We start from the raw sequence: 15,492 nt of genomic DNA on the forward strand, positions 1-15,492 counted from the left end.
GTCGCGCAGTTCCCCGCGCCCCTAAGGGCGTGGCAGCCCCGTGGGAGAAAAGTTCCTCGCCAGTCTTTGCGCCAGGCGCCCGCTCAGCCCGCCGACTCCGCCGCGTGCGGGCTCAGCACCCCCGCCGTCACCAGCGCGATGATCACGATCCCCAGCGCCACCCGGTAGTACACGAACGGCATGAACGACTTCGTGCTGATGAACTTCATGAACCACGAGATCACGACATATCCGGTGACGAAGGCGATGCCGGTGGCGAAGATCGTGGGACCCCAGGACACGTGGTCGCTCTCCAGCGCGTCCTTCGTCTCGAAGAGGCCGGACGCGAGGACGGCCGGGATCGCGAGGAGGAAGGAGTAGCGCGCGGCGGCCTCGCGCTTGTAGCCCATGAAGAGGCCGCCCGTGATGGTCGCGCCGGAGCGGGAGACGCCGGGAATGAGGGCGCACGCCTGGCAGAGGCCGAAGATCAGGCCGTCCTTGACGCCGAGGTTCTCCAGGGCCTTGCGCTGCTTGGGCGCGCGGTGCCTGCGGTCGGCCTCGTCGCGCGCGGCGAGCCGGTCGGCGACGCCCATGACTACGCCGATGACGATGAGCATCGTCGCGGTGATCCGCAGGTCCCGGAACGGGCCCTCGATCTGGTCCTTGAGGGTGAGGCCGAGGACGCCGATCGGGATCGAGCCGACGATGACGAGCCAGCCCATCTTCGCGTCGTGGTCGGAGCGCAGCTCCTTCTTGAAGAGGGACTTGCACCAGGCCCCGATGATCCGCCCGATGTCCTTGCGGAAGTAGATCAGCACCGCCGCTTCCGTACCGATCTGGGTGATCGCCGTGAACGCGGCGCCCGGGTCCTTCCAGCCGGAGAAGGCCGCGGTGAGCCGCAGGTGCGCGCTGGAGGAGACGGGGAGGAACTCGGTCAGCCCCTGGACGAGTCCGAGGATGAGGGATTCAAACCAAGACATGAGGTTACGGAGTCCAAGTGCCGATCGGGAACAGACGAGGAACGCGGCGACGACGGCCGCCGACACGGCGGCAGCGCGCCGCGCGCGGAGATCAACGGGTGCAGGGGGCAGCGTAGCGTCCCGGGCGGACAGGCCCGGCACAGGGGCCGTGCGGGCAGCTCGTGCGATGGTCGTACCACCGCGCCCGTCCGCCCCTTCTCGCCCCCTTTGACCTGTTGACCCACCCCGCCACCGGCACATACGTTGCAGGCGAGAGAAAGCGCTTGCTTCGGGTGTCTTCCCCCGCTCGCGCGTACGGCCGCCAGACCGAGGAGTGCTGATCACCCCCATGCCCCCGACCGCTCCCCTCACCGGCCGAAGGATCCGCGCGGCCGTCATCGGCACCGGCGCCATCGCCCGCGGCTCCCACCTCCCCGCGCTCCAGGAACTCGCCGCCGAGGGCGAGGTCGAGGTCGTCGCGGCCGTCGACATCGACGCCGCGGCCGTCGAGAAGTTCTGCGCGGAGGGCGGCATCCCGCATCCGTACACCGACCTGGAGCTGATGCTCGCCGAGCAGCGCCCCGACCTCGTCACCATCTGCACCCCTCCCACCCTGCACCGCGCCCAGAGCCAGGCCGCGCTGCGCGGTGGCGCCTGGGTGCTGTGCGAGAAGCCGCCCGTCCTCACCCTTGCCGAGTACGACGCCGTCGCCGCCGAGGAAGGCGCGGAGACGGGTCCCTACTCCTCCATCGTTTTCCAGCACCGTTTCGGTTCCGGCACCCGCCACATTCGTAAGCTGCTCGCCGAGAAGGCGCTCGGCCGGCCGCTCGTCGTCCACTGCCAGACCACCTGGTACCGCGACACCGCGTACTACGCCGTCCCCTGGCGCGGGCGCTGGGCCACCGAGGGCGGCGGGCCCGCGATGGGCCACGGCATCCACCAGATGGACCTCATGCTCGACCTGCTCGGCCCCTGGAGCGAGGTCCGCGCGATGGCCGGACGGCTCGTGCACGACGTCGAGACCGAGGACGTCTCCACCGCGCTCGTGCGGTTCGAGAACGGTGCGATGGCGACCGTCGTCAACAGCGTCCTCAGCCCCGACGAGGTCAGCCGCATCCGCGTCGACTGCGAGCGCGCGACCGTCGAACTCGTCCACCTCTACGGCCACTCCAACGCGAACTGGCGCATCACTCCCGCGCCCGGCGTCTCCGAGGAGGAACTCGCCGAGTGGCTCGACTTCGGTACGGACGTGCCGAGTTCGCACCTCGAACAGCTCCGGGAACTCGTCGCCAGCATGCGCGCGGGCGCGCGGCCCCGGCTCAGCGGCGAGGAGGGGCGCGCCAGCCTCGAACTCATCAGCGCCCTCTACAAGTCGGCGTTCACCGACGTCACCGTCCGGCGCGGCGAGATCGGTGCCGGTGACCCGTACTACACCGCCCTGCACGGCAACGCGGCCGGCTGGGCGCCCGAGGAGGGGTCCGCGTGAGCGAGCGGCTGAGGATCGTCCACGCGCACGGTGACCGCATCACCGTCACCGAGCCCGTCACCGGCGTCGAACTCCTCTCGTACGTCTACCGCGCCGAGGCCGACTGGGAGGCGCCCAAGCCGTACATCCACCCCCTGCGCACCCTCGCCGGCGACGTCGTCACCGACTACCGGCCCAACGACCACCGCTGGCACAAGGGCCTCTCGCTGACCGCCTCGCACCTCTCCGGCGCGAACCTCTGGGGCGGCAACTCCTATGTCCACGGCGAGGGTTACCTCGCGATCCCCGAACGCGTCGGCTCCATGCGGCACGTCGCCTTCGACGAGGTGTCCGCCGACGACGCCGGGCGCGTCGTCATCGCCGAGCGGCTCACCTGGCACCCCTACGACGGTGAGTTGTGGGCCGAGGAGACGCGGCGCGTGGAGATCCACGACGTCGACCTCGACTCCCGGTCCTGGGCGCTCACGTGGACCAGCGCCATCACCAACCGGCGTACGGAACCCCTGCTGTTCGGGAGTCCCACCACCGCCGGGCGTGAAATGGCCGGGTACACCGGGCTGTTCTGGCGCGGGCCCCGGGCCTTCCGGGACGGCCGCATCATCGGGCCCGACGGCGAGGGGCCCGAACTCATGGGCACGCAAGGGGAATGGCTCGCGCTCTCCGGTGAGCACGACGGGGCCGACGGGTACGCCACGGTCGTCTTCGCCCACGCTCCCGAGAACGCCGGCGGGCATCCCGCGCACTGGTTCGTCCGCAACGAGCCCTTCGCCGCCATCGCTCCCTCCTGGGCCTTCTTCGAGGAACTCGCGCTGCCGCCGGGGGAGACCCTCACCCGCCGCTACCGTGTCGTCGTCGCCGACGGGGCCTGGGAGCGGGCCGATATCGCCAAGTACCTTGAAGGGCGGCCGTGGTGAGCGGGTTCGCGGGGCTGCCGGGCGGGGTCGGGGTCTCGCGGCTGTGCGTGTACGACTGGCCCGCCGCCGACGGCCTCCACGGCGGAACCCCCCATATGCACCTGGCCTGTTCGGAGGGGTACGTCGTGACCGGCGGCCGGGGCGCGGTCCAGACCCTGACCGCGTCCGGCTACGAGGTCACCCCCCTGACGCCGGGCACGATCGCCTGGTTCACCCCCGGCACGATCCACCGCCTCATCAACGAGGACGACCTCCAGATCGCCGTCCTCATGCAGAACAGCGGGCTTCCGGAGGCGGGGGACGCGGTGCTGACCCTTCCCCCCGAGTACCTGACCGACCCCGACACGTACGCGTCCGTGACCCGCATCCCGGTGGACGCGCCCCGCGAGCAGCAGGAACAAGTCGCCCGTCAACGCCGGGACTTGGCATTGGAGGGCTACCGCGCCCTGCGCGAGTCCCCCGACGCCCTGGCCGCCTTCCACGACTCCGCAGCCGCTCTCGTCCGGCCCCGGCTGGGGGAGTGGCGGGAACGCTGGGAGCGGGGCGCGCTGGCGGCGGCCCAGGCCACGGGGGAGCAGCTCGACCGGCTGGGCCGGGGGGATGCCTCGCACTTGCGCGATGCGGTCGTGCGGGCTGAACAGCCGTCCGAGGAGGGGAAGTTCGGCATGTGCGGGCGGCTGGACGTGTACAAGCTGGAGGCGTGAGGGGCGCGGGGCGCGGCGTTGCCGACACCCCGGCCTCTTCGCCCGCCTCGACGGCGGTCCCGGTGACAAGGACGGCTGGGCCGATCTCTGGTCGTCCCTCTGTCACCAAGGGACCGTCCACAGCGCGAGTTTCGCCGCCCTCCCCCTGCTCACGGACATCGCCACGGGCCGCTCGCCCGGCGCCCGCGACAAGGCGCTCCTCATGGCCGGACTCGTCGTCGGCGCGGCCGGGGACGACGAGCGGCAGCTGTACGAGGCCCGGATCGCCGAACTCCTCCCCGTGGCCCGGGATGCCCTCGCCGGCATACCGGCGGACGCGCCCGGCGACTTCGTCCACCACCTCCAAGGGCTCCTCGCCTTCGAGGGTGTCCCCACGAGGACTTCGGCGTCGAACTCCTCGCGGCGCACCCCGCCGAACTCTCCGGCATCGGCGCCCGGTTGCAGGCCCTGGCCATCGAGGGCGGACAGAACGAACCGGCGGAATCACTGACCCGCCTCTTCGGGCGGGCTCGCTGCGCCGAGTGCGAGACGGTGTTCGGGGTGGCCGAGGCGCTGGTCGGTCAGGGCGTTGCCGGAGCCATGGAGCAGGGGGTTACGCCACAGGGCCCGCCACCGTCCAGCCCGGGGATTCCACGTGGGGGGTCAGGTCCTCCTCCGACACCTCCGCGCCGCACATCCGGCAGGTGACCGCCGGGAGGAGTTCGTGGCCGCAGGTGTGCTCGACCACCAGGGGGCGGCCGATGTCGTGGCGCAGGTGGTGGTCGCCCCAGGCCATCAGGGTGAGGAGGACCGGGTTGAGGTCGAGGCCCGCGCGGGTGGGGCGGTACTCGTGGCGGAGGGGGCGGTCCGAGTAGGCGTGTTTCGTGAGGACGCCTGCCTCGACCAGGCGGCGCAGGCGGGCCGACAGGACGTCGCGGGGGGCGCCGATGTTGCGGACCAGCTGGTCGAAGCGGCCGTTGCCCAGCAGGACCTCGCGGACGATCAGGAGGGTGTACTTCTCGCCGACGAGGGACAGGGTGTCGGCGATGGAGCAGGGGCGGGGGTCCTTGGGCGCGGGCATACGGCCCAGTCTAGGTGAGAGTTTGAATTTCCAACCCACCTGGTCAAGGGGGCATCTTTGTCGTTAGAGTGGGTTTGAATTTCAAACTGACCCGCTCTGGAGGCACCTCATGCGCGACGCCGTCATCGTCGAAGCCGTCCGCACCCCCGTCGGCAAGGGCAGACCCGGCGGCTCCCTCTCCCACGTCCACCCCGTCGACCTCCTCGCCCACACCCTGCGCACCCTCGTCGACCGCTCCGGCATAGACCCCGCGCTGGTGGACGACGTCATCGGCGGCACGGTCGACCAGGTCGGCGAGCAGGCGATGAACACGACCCGGTACGCGGCCCTGGCCGCCGGCCTCCCGGAGTCCGTGCCGGCGACGACCGTGGACCGGCAGTGCGGCTCCTCCCAGCAGGCCGTGCACTTCGCCGCGCAGGGAGTGATGGCGGGCGCGTACGACCTGGTCGTGGCCTGCGGGGTCGAGTCGATGAGCCGCGTACCGATGTGGTCGAACGTCCCGGAGGGCAAGGACCCCTTCGGACCGGGGATCGCCCGGCGCTACCCGGAGGGCCTCGTCCCGCAGGGCGTCAGCGCGGAGCTGATCGCCGCGAAGTGGTCCATCACGCGCGCGCGGATGGACGAGTTCGCCACGTCCTCGCACCACAAGGCCGCGGACGCGTGGGGACGGGGCCGTTTCGACGCCGAGGTCGCCCCGCTGGACGACGCCGTGCGCGACGAGTCCGTACGGCCCGGCACGACACCCGAGATCCTCGCCGGTCTGAAGCCCGCCTACTACGACCCCGCCTTCGCCGAGCGCTTCCCGCAGATCGAGTGGAACGTCACCGCGGGCAACGCCAGCCCCGTCAACGACGGCGCGAGCGCGGTCCTGATCGCCTCCGCCGACACGGCCGTACGCCTCGGGCTGCGCCCCCTCGCGCGCGTGCGCGACTTCGCCGTCACCGGCTCCGACCCCCTCCTCATGCTGACCGGCGTCATCCCCGCGACGGAGAAGGTGCTGCGCCGGGCCGGGCTCGGCCTCGGCGACATCGACCTGTTCGAGGTCAACGAGGCGTTCGCCAGTGTCGTGCTCGCCTGGCAGCAGGAGACCGGCGCGGACCTCGCGAAGGTCAACGTCGACGGCGGGGCGATAGCGCTCGGGCACCCGCTGGGCGCGAGTGGGACGCGGCTGACGACGACGCTCGTGCACGCGATGCGCGAGCGCGGGGCGCGGTACGGGTTGCAGACCATGTGCGAGGCGGGGGGACTGGCCAACGCGATGATCCTGGAGGCCGTATGAGACCTGCGGGTGAGGACTACTTCCCCCGCAGGTGATGCCTCTTCCGCCACGCCACCACCGCGCCCGCCACCGACGGCAGCGCGATGGCCGCCACGGCGATCAGGAACACCGGAGACGTGGGCGACGAGGCCCGCGCCCCGGCGACGACGTACGCGGCCGTGTTGGGCACCGAGCCCAGCGCGGTCGCGAACAGGAACGGGAACCAGCCGATGCGGGAGACGGCGGCGCCGTAGTTGGCCAGCCAGAACGGCATCCCCGGGAAGAGGCGCGCGGCGAGCATCGACCGCAGACCGTGCCGGCTCAGCTGGCCGTCCGCCGCCTTCAGGAGCCGCCCGCGCAGCAGGGGCCGCAGCGCGTCCTGCCCCAGCACCCGCCCGAGCCCGAACGCCGCGCCCGCGCCGAGCACCGTACCCGCGAGCGTGGTGACGAGCCCCACCTCCCAGCCGAACAGCGCGCCCGCCGCGAGGTTCAGCAGCGGCCGGGGGACGAACGCGACCGTGCACAGCCCGTACGCGACCGTGAACACGGCGGCGGCCGACGCGCCGGTCAGCTGGGGCGGCCAGCCGTCCTGGAGGAGCTTCTGCGGCTCGAAGAGCAGCACGCTCGACCCGGCCGCCGCGAGCAGCACGACCAGCAGGAAGAAGCGGGACCACGGGGACAGCAGCCGCGTACCGAGGGACACCGGCACGACGAGTTCGGGGGTGACCGGGGGAGCGGCCGTGGCGGTGCCGCCAGAGCGGGTGGTGGCATCGAGCATTCCGTGACGGTAGCCCACGAAGATGTCTGATCGCTGTATGGGGCTTCTCACCAGGACGGCCCTGAACGGCACGGCGCGGAAAACCGTTCGACGTACGACGGTCCTTCGACGATGATCGAGCCATGTTCCGGTACGCCTTCCACCTCGCAGCATCCGCCGTCGCGGATGCGCCGAAGGCTGCCGTCCCGCATCTCACGGCCGCTGTCGACGGCGCCCGAAGCTGACCCTCCCCGGAAAGTCCGGCGGACCCCGCAGGGGGAGGGTCGGACGGTCGGTCGGGGTCCCCTTTTTTCTTCTTCTCACGGACACGCTTCGAGGTACAGCCATGCCCAAGACCGCGTACGTACGCACCAAACCGCATCTCAACATCGGCACGATGGGCCACGTCGACCACGGCAAGACCACCCTGACCGCCGCCATCACCAAGGTCCTCGCCGACCGCGGCACCGGCACGTTCGTGCCGTTCGACCGCATCGACCGCGCCCCCGAGGAGGCCGCCCGCGGTATCACCATCAACATCTCGCACGTCGAGTACGAGACCGACACGCGCCACTACGCGCACGTCGACATGCCCGGTCACGCCGACTTCGTCAAGAACATGATCACCGGCGCGGCACAGCTCGACGGGGCGATCCTCGTCGTCTCCGCGCGCGACGGGATCATGCCGCAGACCGCCGAACACGTGCTGCTCGCCCGGCAGGTCGGGGTCGACCACATCGTCGTCGCGCTCAACAAGGCCGACGGCGCCGACGAAGAGCTCGTCGAACTGGTCGAGTTGGAGGTCCGGGACCTTCTCACGACCCACGGGTACGGGGGTGACAGCGCGCCCGTCGTCCGTGTCTCCGGGCTCAAGGCCCTTGAGGGGGACCCCCGTTGGGTCGCCTCCGTCGAGGCGCTGCTCGACGCGGTCGACACGTACGTGCCGATGCCGGAGCGGTATCTCGACGCGCCGTTCCTGCTGTCCGTCGAGAACGTGCTCACGATCACCGGGCGCGGAACTGTTGTCACCGGGGCCGTCGAGCGGGGGACCGTCCGGGTCGGTGACCGGGTCGAAGTGCTCGGGGCGGAGGTCGACACGGTGGTCATCGGCGTGGAGACCTTCGGGAAGCCGATGGATGAGGCGCAGGCCGGGGACAATGTCGCCCTGCTGCTGCGAGGGGTCGCCCGGGACTCCGTCCGGCGGGGGCATGTCGTCGCGGCGCCGGGGAGTGTGGTGCCTCGGCGGAAGTTCACGGCGCAGGTCTATGTGCTCTCGGCTCGGGAGGGTGGGCGGACCACGCCTGTTTCTTCCGGGTACCGGCCGCAGTTCTACATCCGTACGGCGGATGTGGTGGGGGACGTCGACCTCGGTGAGGTTGCTGTCGTGCGGCCGGGGGAGCGGGTGGACATGACCGTCGAGTTGGGGCGGGATGTGCCTTTGGAGGCCGGTCTGGGGTTCGCCATTCGTGAGGGTGGCAGGACCGTGGGGGCTGGGACTGTCACCGCCGTTTTGGGTTAGGTGAGTGGGGGGCTGTGGGCCGTATGTGGCTGGTCGCGCCCGCGCGGCGGAGCCGCATATGGACACAGCCCCGCGCCCCTAAAAGGACGCACAGCCAGGCACAATGGAAGGGTGAACCCCGAGCCCGTCCCCGTCTTCCGTTCCGTCGATCATGGGTTTGCCAAGCTCATGCCTGACGTGGATCGGGAGCGGGCCTGGTTGCTCACCGTCGACGGGGCTCCTCAGTCTTACGTCGATCTCGATGAGCCCGAGCACCTTGAGTTCGAGTATGTGCGGCGACTCGGGCACGCTCTCGATGTTCTCGTGGAGCCGGTGGACGTCGTCCATCTCGGGGGCGGGGCGCTTACGCTTCCCCGTTATCTCGCCGTCACCCGGCCCGGCTGTCGGCAGCATGTCGTCGAGTTCGATCGCGGGCTGCTGGACCTCGTCGTCGAGCAACTGCCGCTTCCCGACGGGGACTTCACTCTCCACGCCGCCGATGCCCGGGAGTGGCTCGCCGCCGCGCCCGATGCCTCCGCCGATGTCATCGTCGCGGATGTCTTCGGCGGCTCCCGGGTGCCCGCGCAGGTGACGTCCACGGGGTACGTCGATGAGGTCGCCCGTGTCCTGCGCCCCGACGGCGTCTATCTCGCCAACCTCGCCGACTCCGCCCCCTTCGGCTTCCTGCGTTCTCAACTCGCCGGGTTCGCCGAGGAGTTCGAGGAGCTGGCGGTCGTCGCGGAGCCGGCGGTGCTGCGGGGGCGGAGGTTCGGGAACGTCGTTCTTGTCGCCGCGCACCGGCCGCTCGATCTGGCCGCGCTGGCCCGGCGTACCGCTGCCGACGCGTTTCCGGCGAGGGTTGAACACGGGCCCGGTGTACGGAAGTTGATCGGCGATGCGCGGCCCGTGCCGGATGCTGAGGCCGTCGCCTCACCCGAGCCGCCCGACGGCGCCTTCGGGGTCGGGTGAAGGGTCGGGTGAGGGATCGGGCTCCGGTGTACGGAGTTTCAGGTTGCGGACGTCCGGGATGAACAGGACCGCCGCCGTCACCGCGACGACCGCCACCGCGCACCCCCACAGCGCGGACGGGCGGCCGAACGACGTCTCCGCCGGGCCCGCGACGGCCAGTGCGACGGGGACGAGGGCGACGGAGCCGAACCAGTCGTAGGCGGAGACGCGGGACAGCTTCTCCTCCGGGATCTCCTGGTGGAGGGCGGTCATCCAGCTCACTCCGAAGACCTCGACCGTCAGGCCGGTGAGGAACATCACCGCGCACAGGACGGCGATCGGCGCCGGGACCGCGAGGGCGGCGGCCGGGAAGGCGTAGGGGAAGACGCAGAGGGTGCCGACGAGGAGGAGGCGCCGGGGGTGCCAGCGGGTCATCAGGAGGGCCCCGGCGACCGTGCCCGCGCCGAGGAAGCCGAGGGCGATGCCCCAAGGGGCGGCGCCGCCCAGGTGGTCGCGGGCGACGAGAGGGCCGTACACCGCGTCCGCCGCGCCCGCCAGGGCGTTGGCGATCGAGAACTGGAGGACGATGCCCCACAGCCAGGGGCGGCTGCTGAACTCCTGCCAGCCCTCCCGGAGATCGGCGAACAGGCCCTGGGACCCGGTGCGTTCGGGGATGTGACGCACGTCGAGGAACGCCCGCAGCGAGCCCGCGACCGCGAAGGCCGCCGCGTCCACCGCGAGGACCCAGCCGGGGCCGATCGCGGCGACCATGGCCCCGCCGAGCGCCGCGCCACCGAGTGCCGCACCCTGCATCGCCGTCCGGTAGACGGCGAACGCGCGGCCCGCCTGGGAGCCGGAGACCGAGGACAGCAGCATGCCCTCGGACGCCGGGCCGAAGAACGCCTGGCCGGTGCCGCCCAGCGCGCTGAGCAGCATCATCTGCCACAGCTTCGGCTCGCCGGCCAGGACGAGCACGGCGAACGCGCCCTGCGAGAGGAAGTTGAGCGCGTTCGCGGCGACCATCACGCGGTGGCGGGGGAGGCGGTCCGCGACCGCGCCGCCGATCAGCAGGAACAGGACCAGCGGGAGGGTGCGGGCCGCCGCGACGAGGCCCACGTCGCCGCCGTCGCCGCCGGTTTCCAGTACGGCGAACGCGGCGGCGATCAGGGCGCCTTGAGCGCCGAGGTTCGTGACGAACGCGGCGGCGGTGAGGAGGGTGTAGTTGCGTCCGGCCCAGGTGGGGCGGGCGCGTCGGAGGCGGGGGGTGGCGGCTCGGGTCACCGGGTGACTATCGCGGCCGGGCGTGCGGGCCGACAAACGGATTATCGGCGCACGGGTGCCACCCCCACCGGAAAGAACCTCAGCCCTCCACCGGGTCCCCGTGCAGCCGCACCGTGCTCAGGATCTTCATGATCGTCGCGTCCGGCACCTCGTCCTTGACGCCCTTCGCCGTGGACAGCGTCCACGACACGAAGTCGCCCTTCGAGTTCTTGAACCCGAACGTGATGGCCTTGCCGTCCGCCGCGCACTTGCCCTTCGTGGGGTTGTTCGCGGACCGCGCCCAGCCGTAACTGCCCGCGATCCCGGCGGCGGTGGTGTACGGCGTGCCCTTCTTGTCGAAGGTGATGCTCTTCTTGTCGGGGTTCGTGTACCCGCCGAACACCCACCACGCGGGCGTGTTCACGGCGATCTCGTCGGTGTTCTTCGCCCCGGACGCGCCCTTCGTGCCGGTCACGCCGAGCCGCGAGTCGCTGGTCTTGCCGTCCTTGTCGGGGTCGGACGTGCACCACTTCGGCTTCAGCGCGGCGGTGCCGGTCATGATGACCGAGTCGTAGCCGGTGGGCTTGGTCTTGTCCTCCCACTCGTAGCCGAGCGCGGTTCCGGGCGGCTGCACCTCCCACTCGGGCGGCACGTCGAACGCGGTGCCCCACTTGGGGTTGACGACGACCTTCCACCCCGCGACCGTCGGCTTCTCCTCGCTGTCACCGCTGCGCGGGTTGGACCCGGCGTCGGTGGACACGGACGGCGTCGGCGACGCGGAGGCGCTCGCGCCGCCCCCCTTCGCCTCGGTCTTCGTGCCGCCGTCGTCGCCGAGCACCACGAACCCGGTCACCGCGGCGGTCAGCACGACCGCCGACGCGGAGACGATCGCGACGAGCTTCGTCCGGTTGCGGCCACCGCCGCCCCCGCCCCCCGGCTGCGCCTGCGGACCGCCCACGACGGTCGGCGCGCCCCAACCGGGCTGCTGCGCATAGGGGTTGGGCTGCTGAGCCCCAGGCTGCGGGTAGCCCGGCTGCGGGTACCCGGGCTGAGCCGGACCGGGCTGCGGGGCGCCCGGCTGCTGGGCCCCCGGCTGCGGGGTGCCGGGCTGCTGGTAGCCGCCCTGCTGGTACGGATTGCCCTGCTGATAGCCCGGCTGCTGATACGGATTGTTCTGCGCCTGCGGGTTCTGCTCTCCCCCGGGCGGCTGCTGTCCTTGCCACATGCGGAGAAACCCTAGTGGCGCCGTGGTCGCCTTTCGGCCACCACCCCCGGACGCTCACGGTTCGATCACGACTCGGACGGTTCGTACGTGTCCGTACCCCCCTGGCCGCCGTTGGCTACTCGTGGGTAACATCCTGGCATGAGCGCTGACCAGAAAACCCTCGGCGAGCAGCTCGCCGCCACCGTCCCCTTGGTCCGGACCCTCGGCCTTGAGTTCCTGGAGACCAGCCGGGAGCGGGCCGTCCTCGCCCTCCCGGACCAGGACGCCTTCCACAACCACGTCGGTGGCCCGCACGCCGGCGTCATGTTCGCCCTCGGTGAGTCCGCGAGCGGCGCCATCGTCCTCGCGGCCTTCGGCGACCAGCTCTCCCGCGCGGTCCCCCTCGCCGTCAGCGCCCAGATCGCCTACAAGAAGCTCGCGATGGGCCGCGTCACCGCCACCGCCACCCTCGGCCGCCCGGCCGCCGACGTCGTCGCCGAACTCGACAAGGGCGAGCGCCCCGAGTTCCCCGTCACCATCGAGATCCAGCGCGAGGACGGCGCGGTGACCGGCGAGATGACGGTCGTCTGGACCCTTCGCCCCAACAGCTGACCCCGTACGACGCGGGAGGGGCCCCAAGCCGGCCCCTTCGGCGTCTTCAGGCGGCCGGCCGCCTTCCCCCGGCCCTCTCCTCGAACCCGGCGACAAACTCCTGCTAGGCGCGTCCTCGCGCGCAGGCTTCTCCATGAGCCCGGTGACGCGTACGACGCCGTCCTAGCCGACCGGCTCCACGGCCGCGCAGCCGACGACCGGGACGACGGCCTCGCGGACGGTGGGCGCGGGGCGGCGGGGGGTGGTCATGCGGCCATGTTGGAGCGCCGGTCCGGGAGTGCGCCGGGAGCCGGATCGGAGAAAGCTGTGGATCCGGAACGTGCGGCGAACGACGGGCCGCCGTACGGAAGTTGAAGATTTCGTGTGCCATCCACCGGGGTGCGCGCACAAGTTGAGGTCCGTCTTCCGGGCACTCGGCGGAAGTTTTCGAATGCCGGTGCGGATACCGGCGGTAACTTATCTGAAATTCCCTCTGTTTGAACTTGGGTCACCCGAACTTCTTGTTTCCTCTGAGGCGTATGTGCGAAGGTAAGCGTCCCTTAAGGAGGGTCGGTTCAAGCCAAGAGAGCCGATCCGGCCACAGGTACGCACCAATCACGCACCTGCTTTTCCGGCGCGCCCTTATTCCCTGAGTGGACGCCGGCTTGGAAGGAAATGGTTCCGTGCAGTCGCCCAACCCACCCCGTCCGCCCTATCCGCCCCGTCCCGGCCGGCACCCCGGCGACTCGGACCGCGACCTCGTGGCCCACATCGGCGCGGCCGGCGACGGGAGTTCCCGCGCCGTCGCCCTGCTGCTCGCCCGGCACTGGCGCGCCACCCACGAGTACGCGGCGATCTGTCTCGCCGCCCGAGGCCAGTCCCCGCAGCTGGTGGCCGCGGCGGCCTTCCACCGCGTACTCGGCCGGCTCGCCGCGGGCCGTACCGGCGGCGCGCTGCGTCCCCAATTCCTCGTCGCCGTACGGGACGTCGTGCGGGAATGGGCCGGAGCCGACGCTGTACCCGCCGCGCTGCCGGAACTCCGTAAGACCGTCGGTGCGCGCGGCCTCAGGGCCTCGCGGGCCGGGACGCCGGAAAGGCGGCAACTCGCGGAAGCGGCTTTCCGTTCGCTGCCCGCCGCTTCTCAATGCCTCTTGTGGCACACGGAAGTGGAAGCCGAGTCCATATCCATACCCGCTGGTCTGCTGGGTGTCGACGAGTTGACGGCGGGCGCCGGGCTGCGGGAGGCGCGGACCCAATTCCGGACCGCCTGCGTGCGGGCGCACCGCGAACTCGCGCCGTCCGATCAATGCCGGTTCTACAACCGGCTCCTCGATGTGCCGCTGCGGCGGGGCGGGTCCCTGCTGCCCGACGTCCGCGACCATCTCGCCGAGTGCCGGTACTGCCGGCACGCCGCCGAGCAACTCAGCTTCTTCGACGACGCGTTGGACGTTCTGCTGGCCGAGACCGTGCTCGGGTGGGGCGGGCGGCGGTATCTCGAGTCGCGGGCCGGGCGGGGCGGGGGCCACGGGGCCGCCGTGACGCCGGTCCACAGTGGGAGACACCGGAGCGCCAGGATCGTCGATCTCGCCGGGCGGCGGGCCAGGGCCGTGCTCATCGGGGCGGGGGTGACCTCGCTCGTGCTCGTCGGGAGCGTGCTGGTCGGGTCGGGGTGGAGCGGCGGGGGGAGCGGGCCGGGGCCGCAGGTCACGTGGGGTGCGCCTGTCGGAGGGCCCGGGTTCGCCGCGGATTCCGGGAGCCCCGCGCCGTCCGCCTCCGGTGCCGCGTCGCCCGCGTCCGTCGAGCGGGAGCCCGCCGAGATCGCCCAGGGGAGGCTGTTCGCGCCGTCCGCCGGGCTCTGCATGGACAGCGCGGGCGGGCGGGTCGAGGACGGGGCGCGGGCCGTGCTCGCCGCCTGTTCCGCCGCCGCCTCGCAGCAGTGGTCGTACCAGGCGGACGGGTTGCTGCGGAGCGCCGCCACGCCGACCCTGTGCCTCGCCGCCGACGCCGACGGGCATCAAGGGGCCGCCGTCCTCGCCGGGTGCGTCGTGCACTCCGGGGAGGTGTTCTTCGATCTGACCGTGCGGGGGGAGTTGCTGCTGCGGCGGAGCGGGGGGCTCGTGGTGGCGCCCGGGGAGAGCCGCGAGGGGATGGGGGTCGTGGTGACCCGACGGGACGGGTCCGCCGGGCAGCGGTGGGTCTTCGGCTCGTCCTCCGGGAGTGAAGGGGGTCCGGTGACTCCGGCTCCGTCCGGCGGAGCGGCTCCGGACACGGGGCGGCCCCAGGAAGGGCCGGAGAAGAAGGCGTCCGGGGGGTCGCAGGGTTCGGAGGGGGATTCTGCGGCTCCCGGGGCTCCTACTGGAGACGCGGGCGGGTCCGGGACCGGCGGGACCGGCGGGACCGGCGGGACCGGCGCGAGCGGTGGGACGGGGGCGCAGGGCGGGCCCGAGGGGGGTGACGGGGCCGACGCTCCGCGCTACCACACGCGGATGGTGCAGGTGGGGGCGCCCGGGACGGTGGACTCGACGCCGGGCTCGGGAACGGGTCAGGGGCAGGGCGAGGGCCAGGGCTCTGGCTGGGGTCCGGGTTCGGGTTCTGGTTCGGCCCACGCTCCGGTCCCGGTCTCGCTTCCCGCTTCGGTGAGCGGGGTGGCGGAGCAGGCGACCGCGACCCTGCGGGAGCCGGTACGGCAGGTCGCGGGGCAGGTTTCCGCGGTGGCCGGACAGGCGTCCGGGGTCACGGGCTAGGTTTCCGTGATGGCCGGGCAGGCGTCCAGGAGCGTCGTGCGGGCTTCCGGGGCGGCGGGGCAGGTGTCCAGCGGCGTCGGGCAGGTGTCCGGCGTGCTCGGTGGGCTGGCCCGGGGCGTGTCCAGGGGCT

General features: G+C 71.9%; 14 protein-coding genes. 9 read left to right on the plus strand and 5 right to left on the minus strand.

What is annotated here, in order from left to right; genetic code table 11:
• Window positions 1-83: 83 nt before the first annotated feature.
• Entirely contained in the window at window positions 84-959 is an 876-nt protein-coding gene (locus PV682_RS02485) for an undecaprenyl-diphosphate phosphatase (RefSeq protein WP_319723458.1), read from the minus strand.
• A 328-nt stretch (window positions 960-1,287) separates the two neighbouring features.
• Here PV682_RS02485 and PV682_RS02490 point away from each other — a divergent pair, with 328 nt between their 5' ends.
• The 4 genes from PV682_RS02490 (at window position 1,288) to PV682_RS02505 (ending at window position 4,532) form a co-directional block, all read left to right on the plus strand.
• Entirely contained in the window at window positions 1,288-2,424 is a 1,137-nt protein-coding gene (locus PV682_RS02490) for a Gfo/Idh/MocA family protein (RefSeq protein ID WP_319723460.1), read from the plus strand.
• Entirely contained in the window at window positions 2,421-3,338 is a 918-nt protein-coding gene (locus tag PV682_RS02495) for a DUF6807 domain-containing protein (RefSeq protein ID WP_319723462.1), read from the plus strand. The genes PV682_RS02490 and PV682_RS02495 overlap by 4 nt, the downstream gene beginning before the upstream one ends.
• Window positions 3,332-4,042 carry a cupin domain-containing protein gene (locus PV682_RS02500; RefSeq protein WP_319723464.1) on the plus strand — a complete coding sequence of 237 codons (711 nt, stop codon included), beginning with the start codon at window positions 3,332-3,334 and terminating at the stop codon, window positions 4,040-4,042. Before PV682_RS02495 ends, PV682_RS02500 begins: the two co-directional genes overlap by 7 nt.
• Before the next feature lie 202 nt (window positions 4,043-4,244).
• Entirely contained in the window at window positions 4,245-4,532 is a 288-nt protein-coding gene (locus PV682_RS02505) for a hypothetical protein (protein WP_319723466.1), read from the plus strand.
• A gap of 102 nt (window positions 4,533-4,634) precedes the next feature.
• On the opposite strand, the gene PV682_RS02510 is transcribed toward PV682_RS02505, so the two are convergent.
• Complete coding sequence (locus PV682_RS02510) at window positions 4,635-5,102, minus strand: winged helix-turn-helix transcriptional regulator (protein ID WP_319723468.1); 468 nt, start codon at window positions 5,100-5,102, stop codon at window positions 4,635-4,637.
• Window positions 5,103-5,211: 109 nt separating this feature from the next.
• On the opposite strand from PV682_RS02510, the gene PV682_RS02515 reads away from it, so the two are divergent.
• A complete protein-coding gene (locus tag PV682_RS02515) occupies window positions 5,212-6,381 on the plus strand; it encodes a thiolase family protein (protein WP_319723470.1) in 1,170 nt (389 codons plus the stop codon).
• Between the two features lie 16 nt (window positions 6,382-6,397).
• Here the strand turns inward: PV682_RS02515 and PV682_RS02520 are convergent, their stop codons facing one another.
• Window positions 6,398-7,138 (minus strand): TVP38/TMEM64 family protein, encoded by a 741-nt coding sequence (locus PV682_RS02520; protein ID WP_319723471.1) that lies wholly within the window; start codon window positions 7,136-7,138, stop codon window positions 6,398-6,400.
• Between the two features lie 325 nt (window positions 7,139-7,463).
• Between PV682_RS02520 and tuf the strand changes: the two genes are divergently transcribed.
• Both tuf and PV682_RS02530 read left to right on the plus strand, forming a co-directional pair.
• Complete coding sequence (gene tuf, locus PV682_RS02525) at window positions 7,464-8,636, plus strand: elongation factor Tu (protein ID WP_055723201.1); 1,173 nt, start codon at window positions 7,464-7,466, stop codon at window positions 8,634-8,636.
• 168 nt (window positions 8,637-8,804) lie between these two features.
• The gene (locus PV682_RS02530) at window positions 8,805-9,584 is read left to right on the plus strand and encodes a spermidine synthase (protein ID WP_319723472.1); all 780 of its coding nucleotides are present in this window, start codon (window positions 8,805-8,807) and stop codon (window positions 9,582-9,584) included.
• Here PV682_RS02530 and PV682_RS02535 read toward each other — a convergent pair.
• Both PV682_RS02535 and PV682_RS02540 read right to left on the minus strand, forming a co-directional pair.
• Window positions 9,546-10,844 carry an MFS transporter gene (locus PV682_RS02535; protein ID WP_319723474.1) on the minus strand — a complete coding sequence of 433 codons (1,299 nt, stop codon included), beginning with the start codon at window positions 10,842-10,844 and terminating at the stop codon, window positions 9,546-9,548. The genes PV682_RS02530 and PV682_RS02535 overlap by 39 nt on opposite strands.
• A 79-nt stretch (window positions 10,845-10,923) precedes the next feature.
• Window positions 10,924-12,048 (minus strand): hypothetical protein, encoded by a 1,125-nt coding sequence (locus tag PV682_RS02540; RefSeq protein WP_319723476.1) that lies wholly within the window; start codon window positions 12,046-12,048, stop codon window positions 10,924-10,926.
• A gap of 138 nt (window positions 12,049-12,186) precedes the next feature.
• Between PV682_RS02540 and PV682_RS02545 the strand changes: the two genes are divergently transcribed.
• Both PV682_RS02545 and PV682_RS02550 read left to right on the plus strand, forming a co-directional pair.
• A complete protein-coding gene (locus PV682_RS02545; RefSeq protein ID WP_319723478.1) occupies window positions 12,187-12,639 on the plus strand; it encodes a DUF4442 domain-containing protein in 453 nt (150 codons plus the stop codon).
• A 662-nt stretch (window positions 12,640-13,301) separates the two neighbouring features.
• On the plus strand, window positions 13,302-15,362 hold the full coding sequence (locus PV682_RS02550) for an RICIN domain-containing protein (protein ID WP_319723480.1): 2,061 nt from the start codon (window positions 13,302-13,304) through the stop codon (window positions 15,360-15,362).
• Window positions 15,363-15,492: the final 130 nt, after the last annotated feature.

This window comes from Streptomyces niveiscabiei (genome assembly GCF_033794345.1).
GTDB lineage: Bacteria > Actinomycetota > Actinomycetes > Streptomycetales > Streptomycetaceae > Streptomyces > Streptomyces niveiscabiei.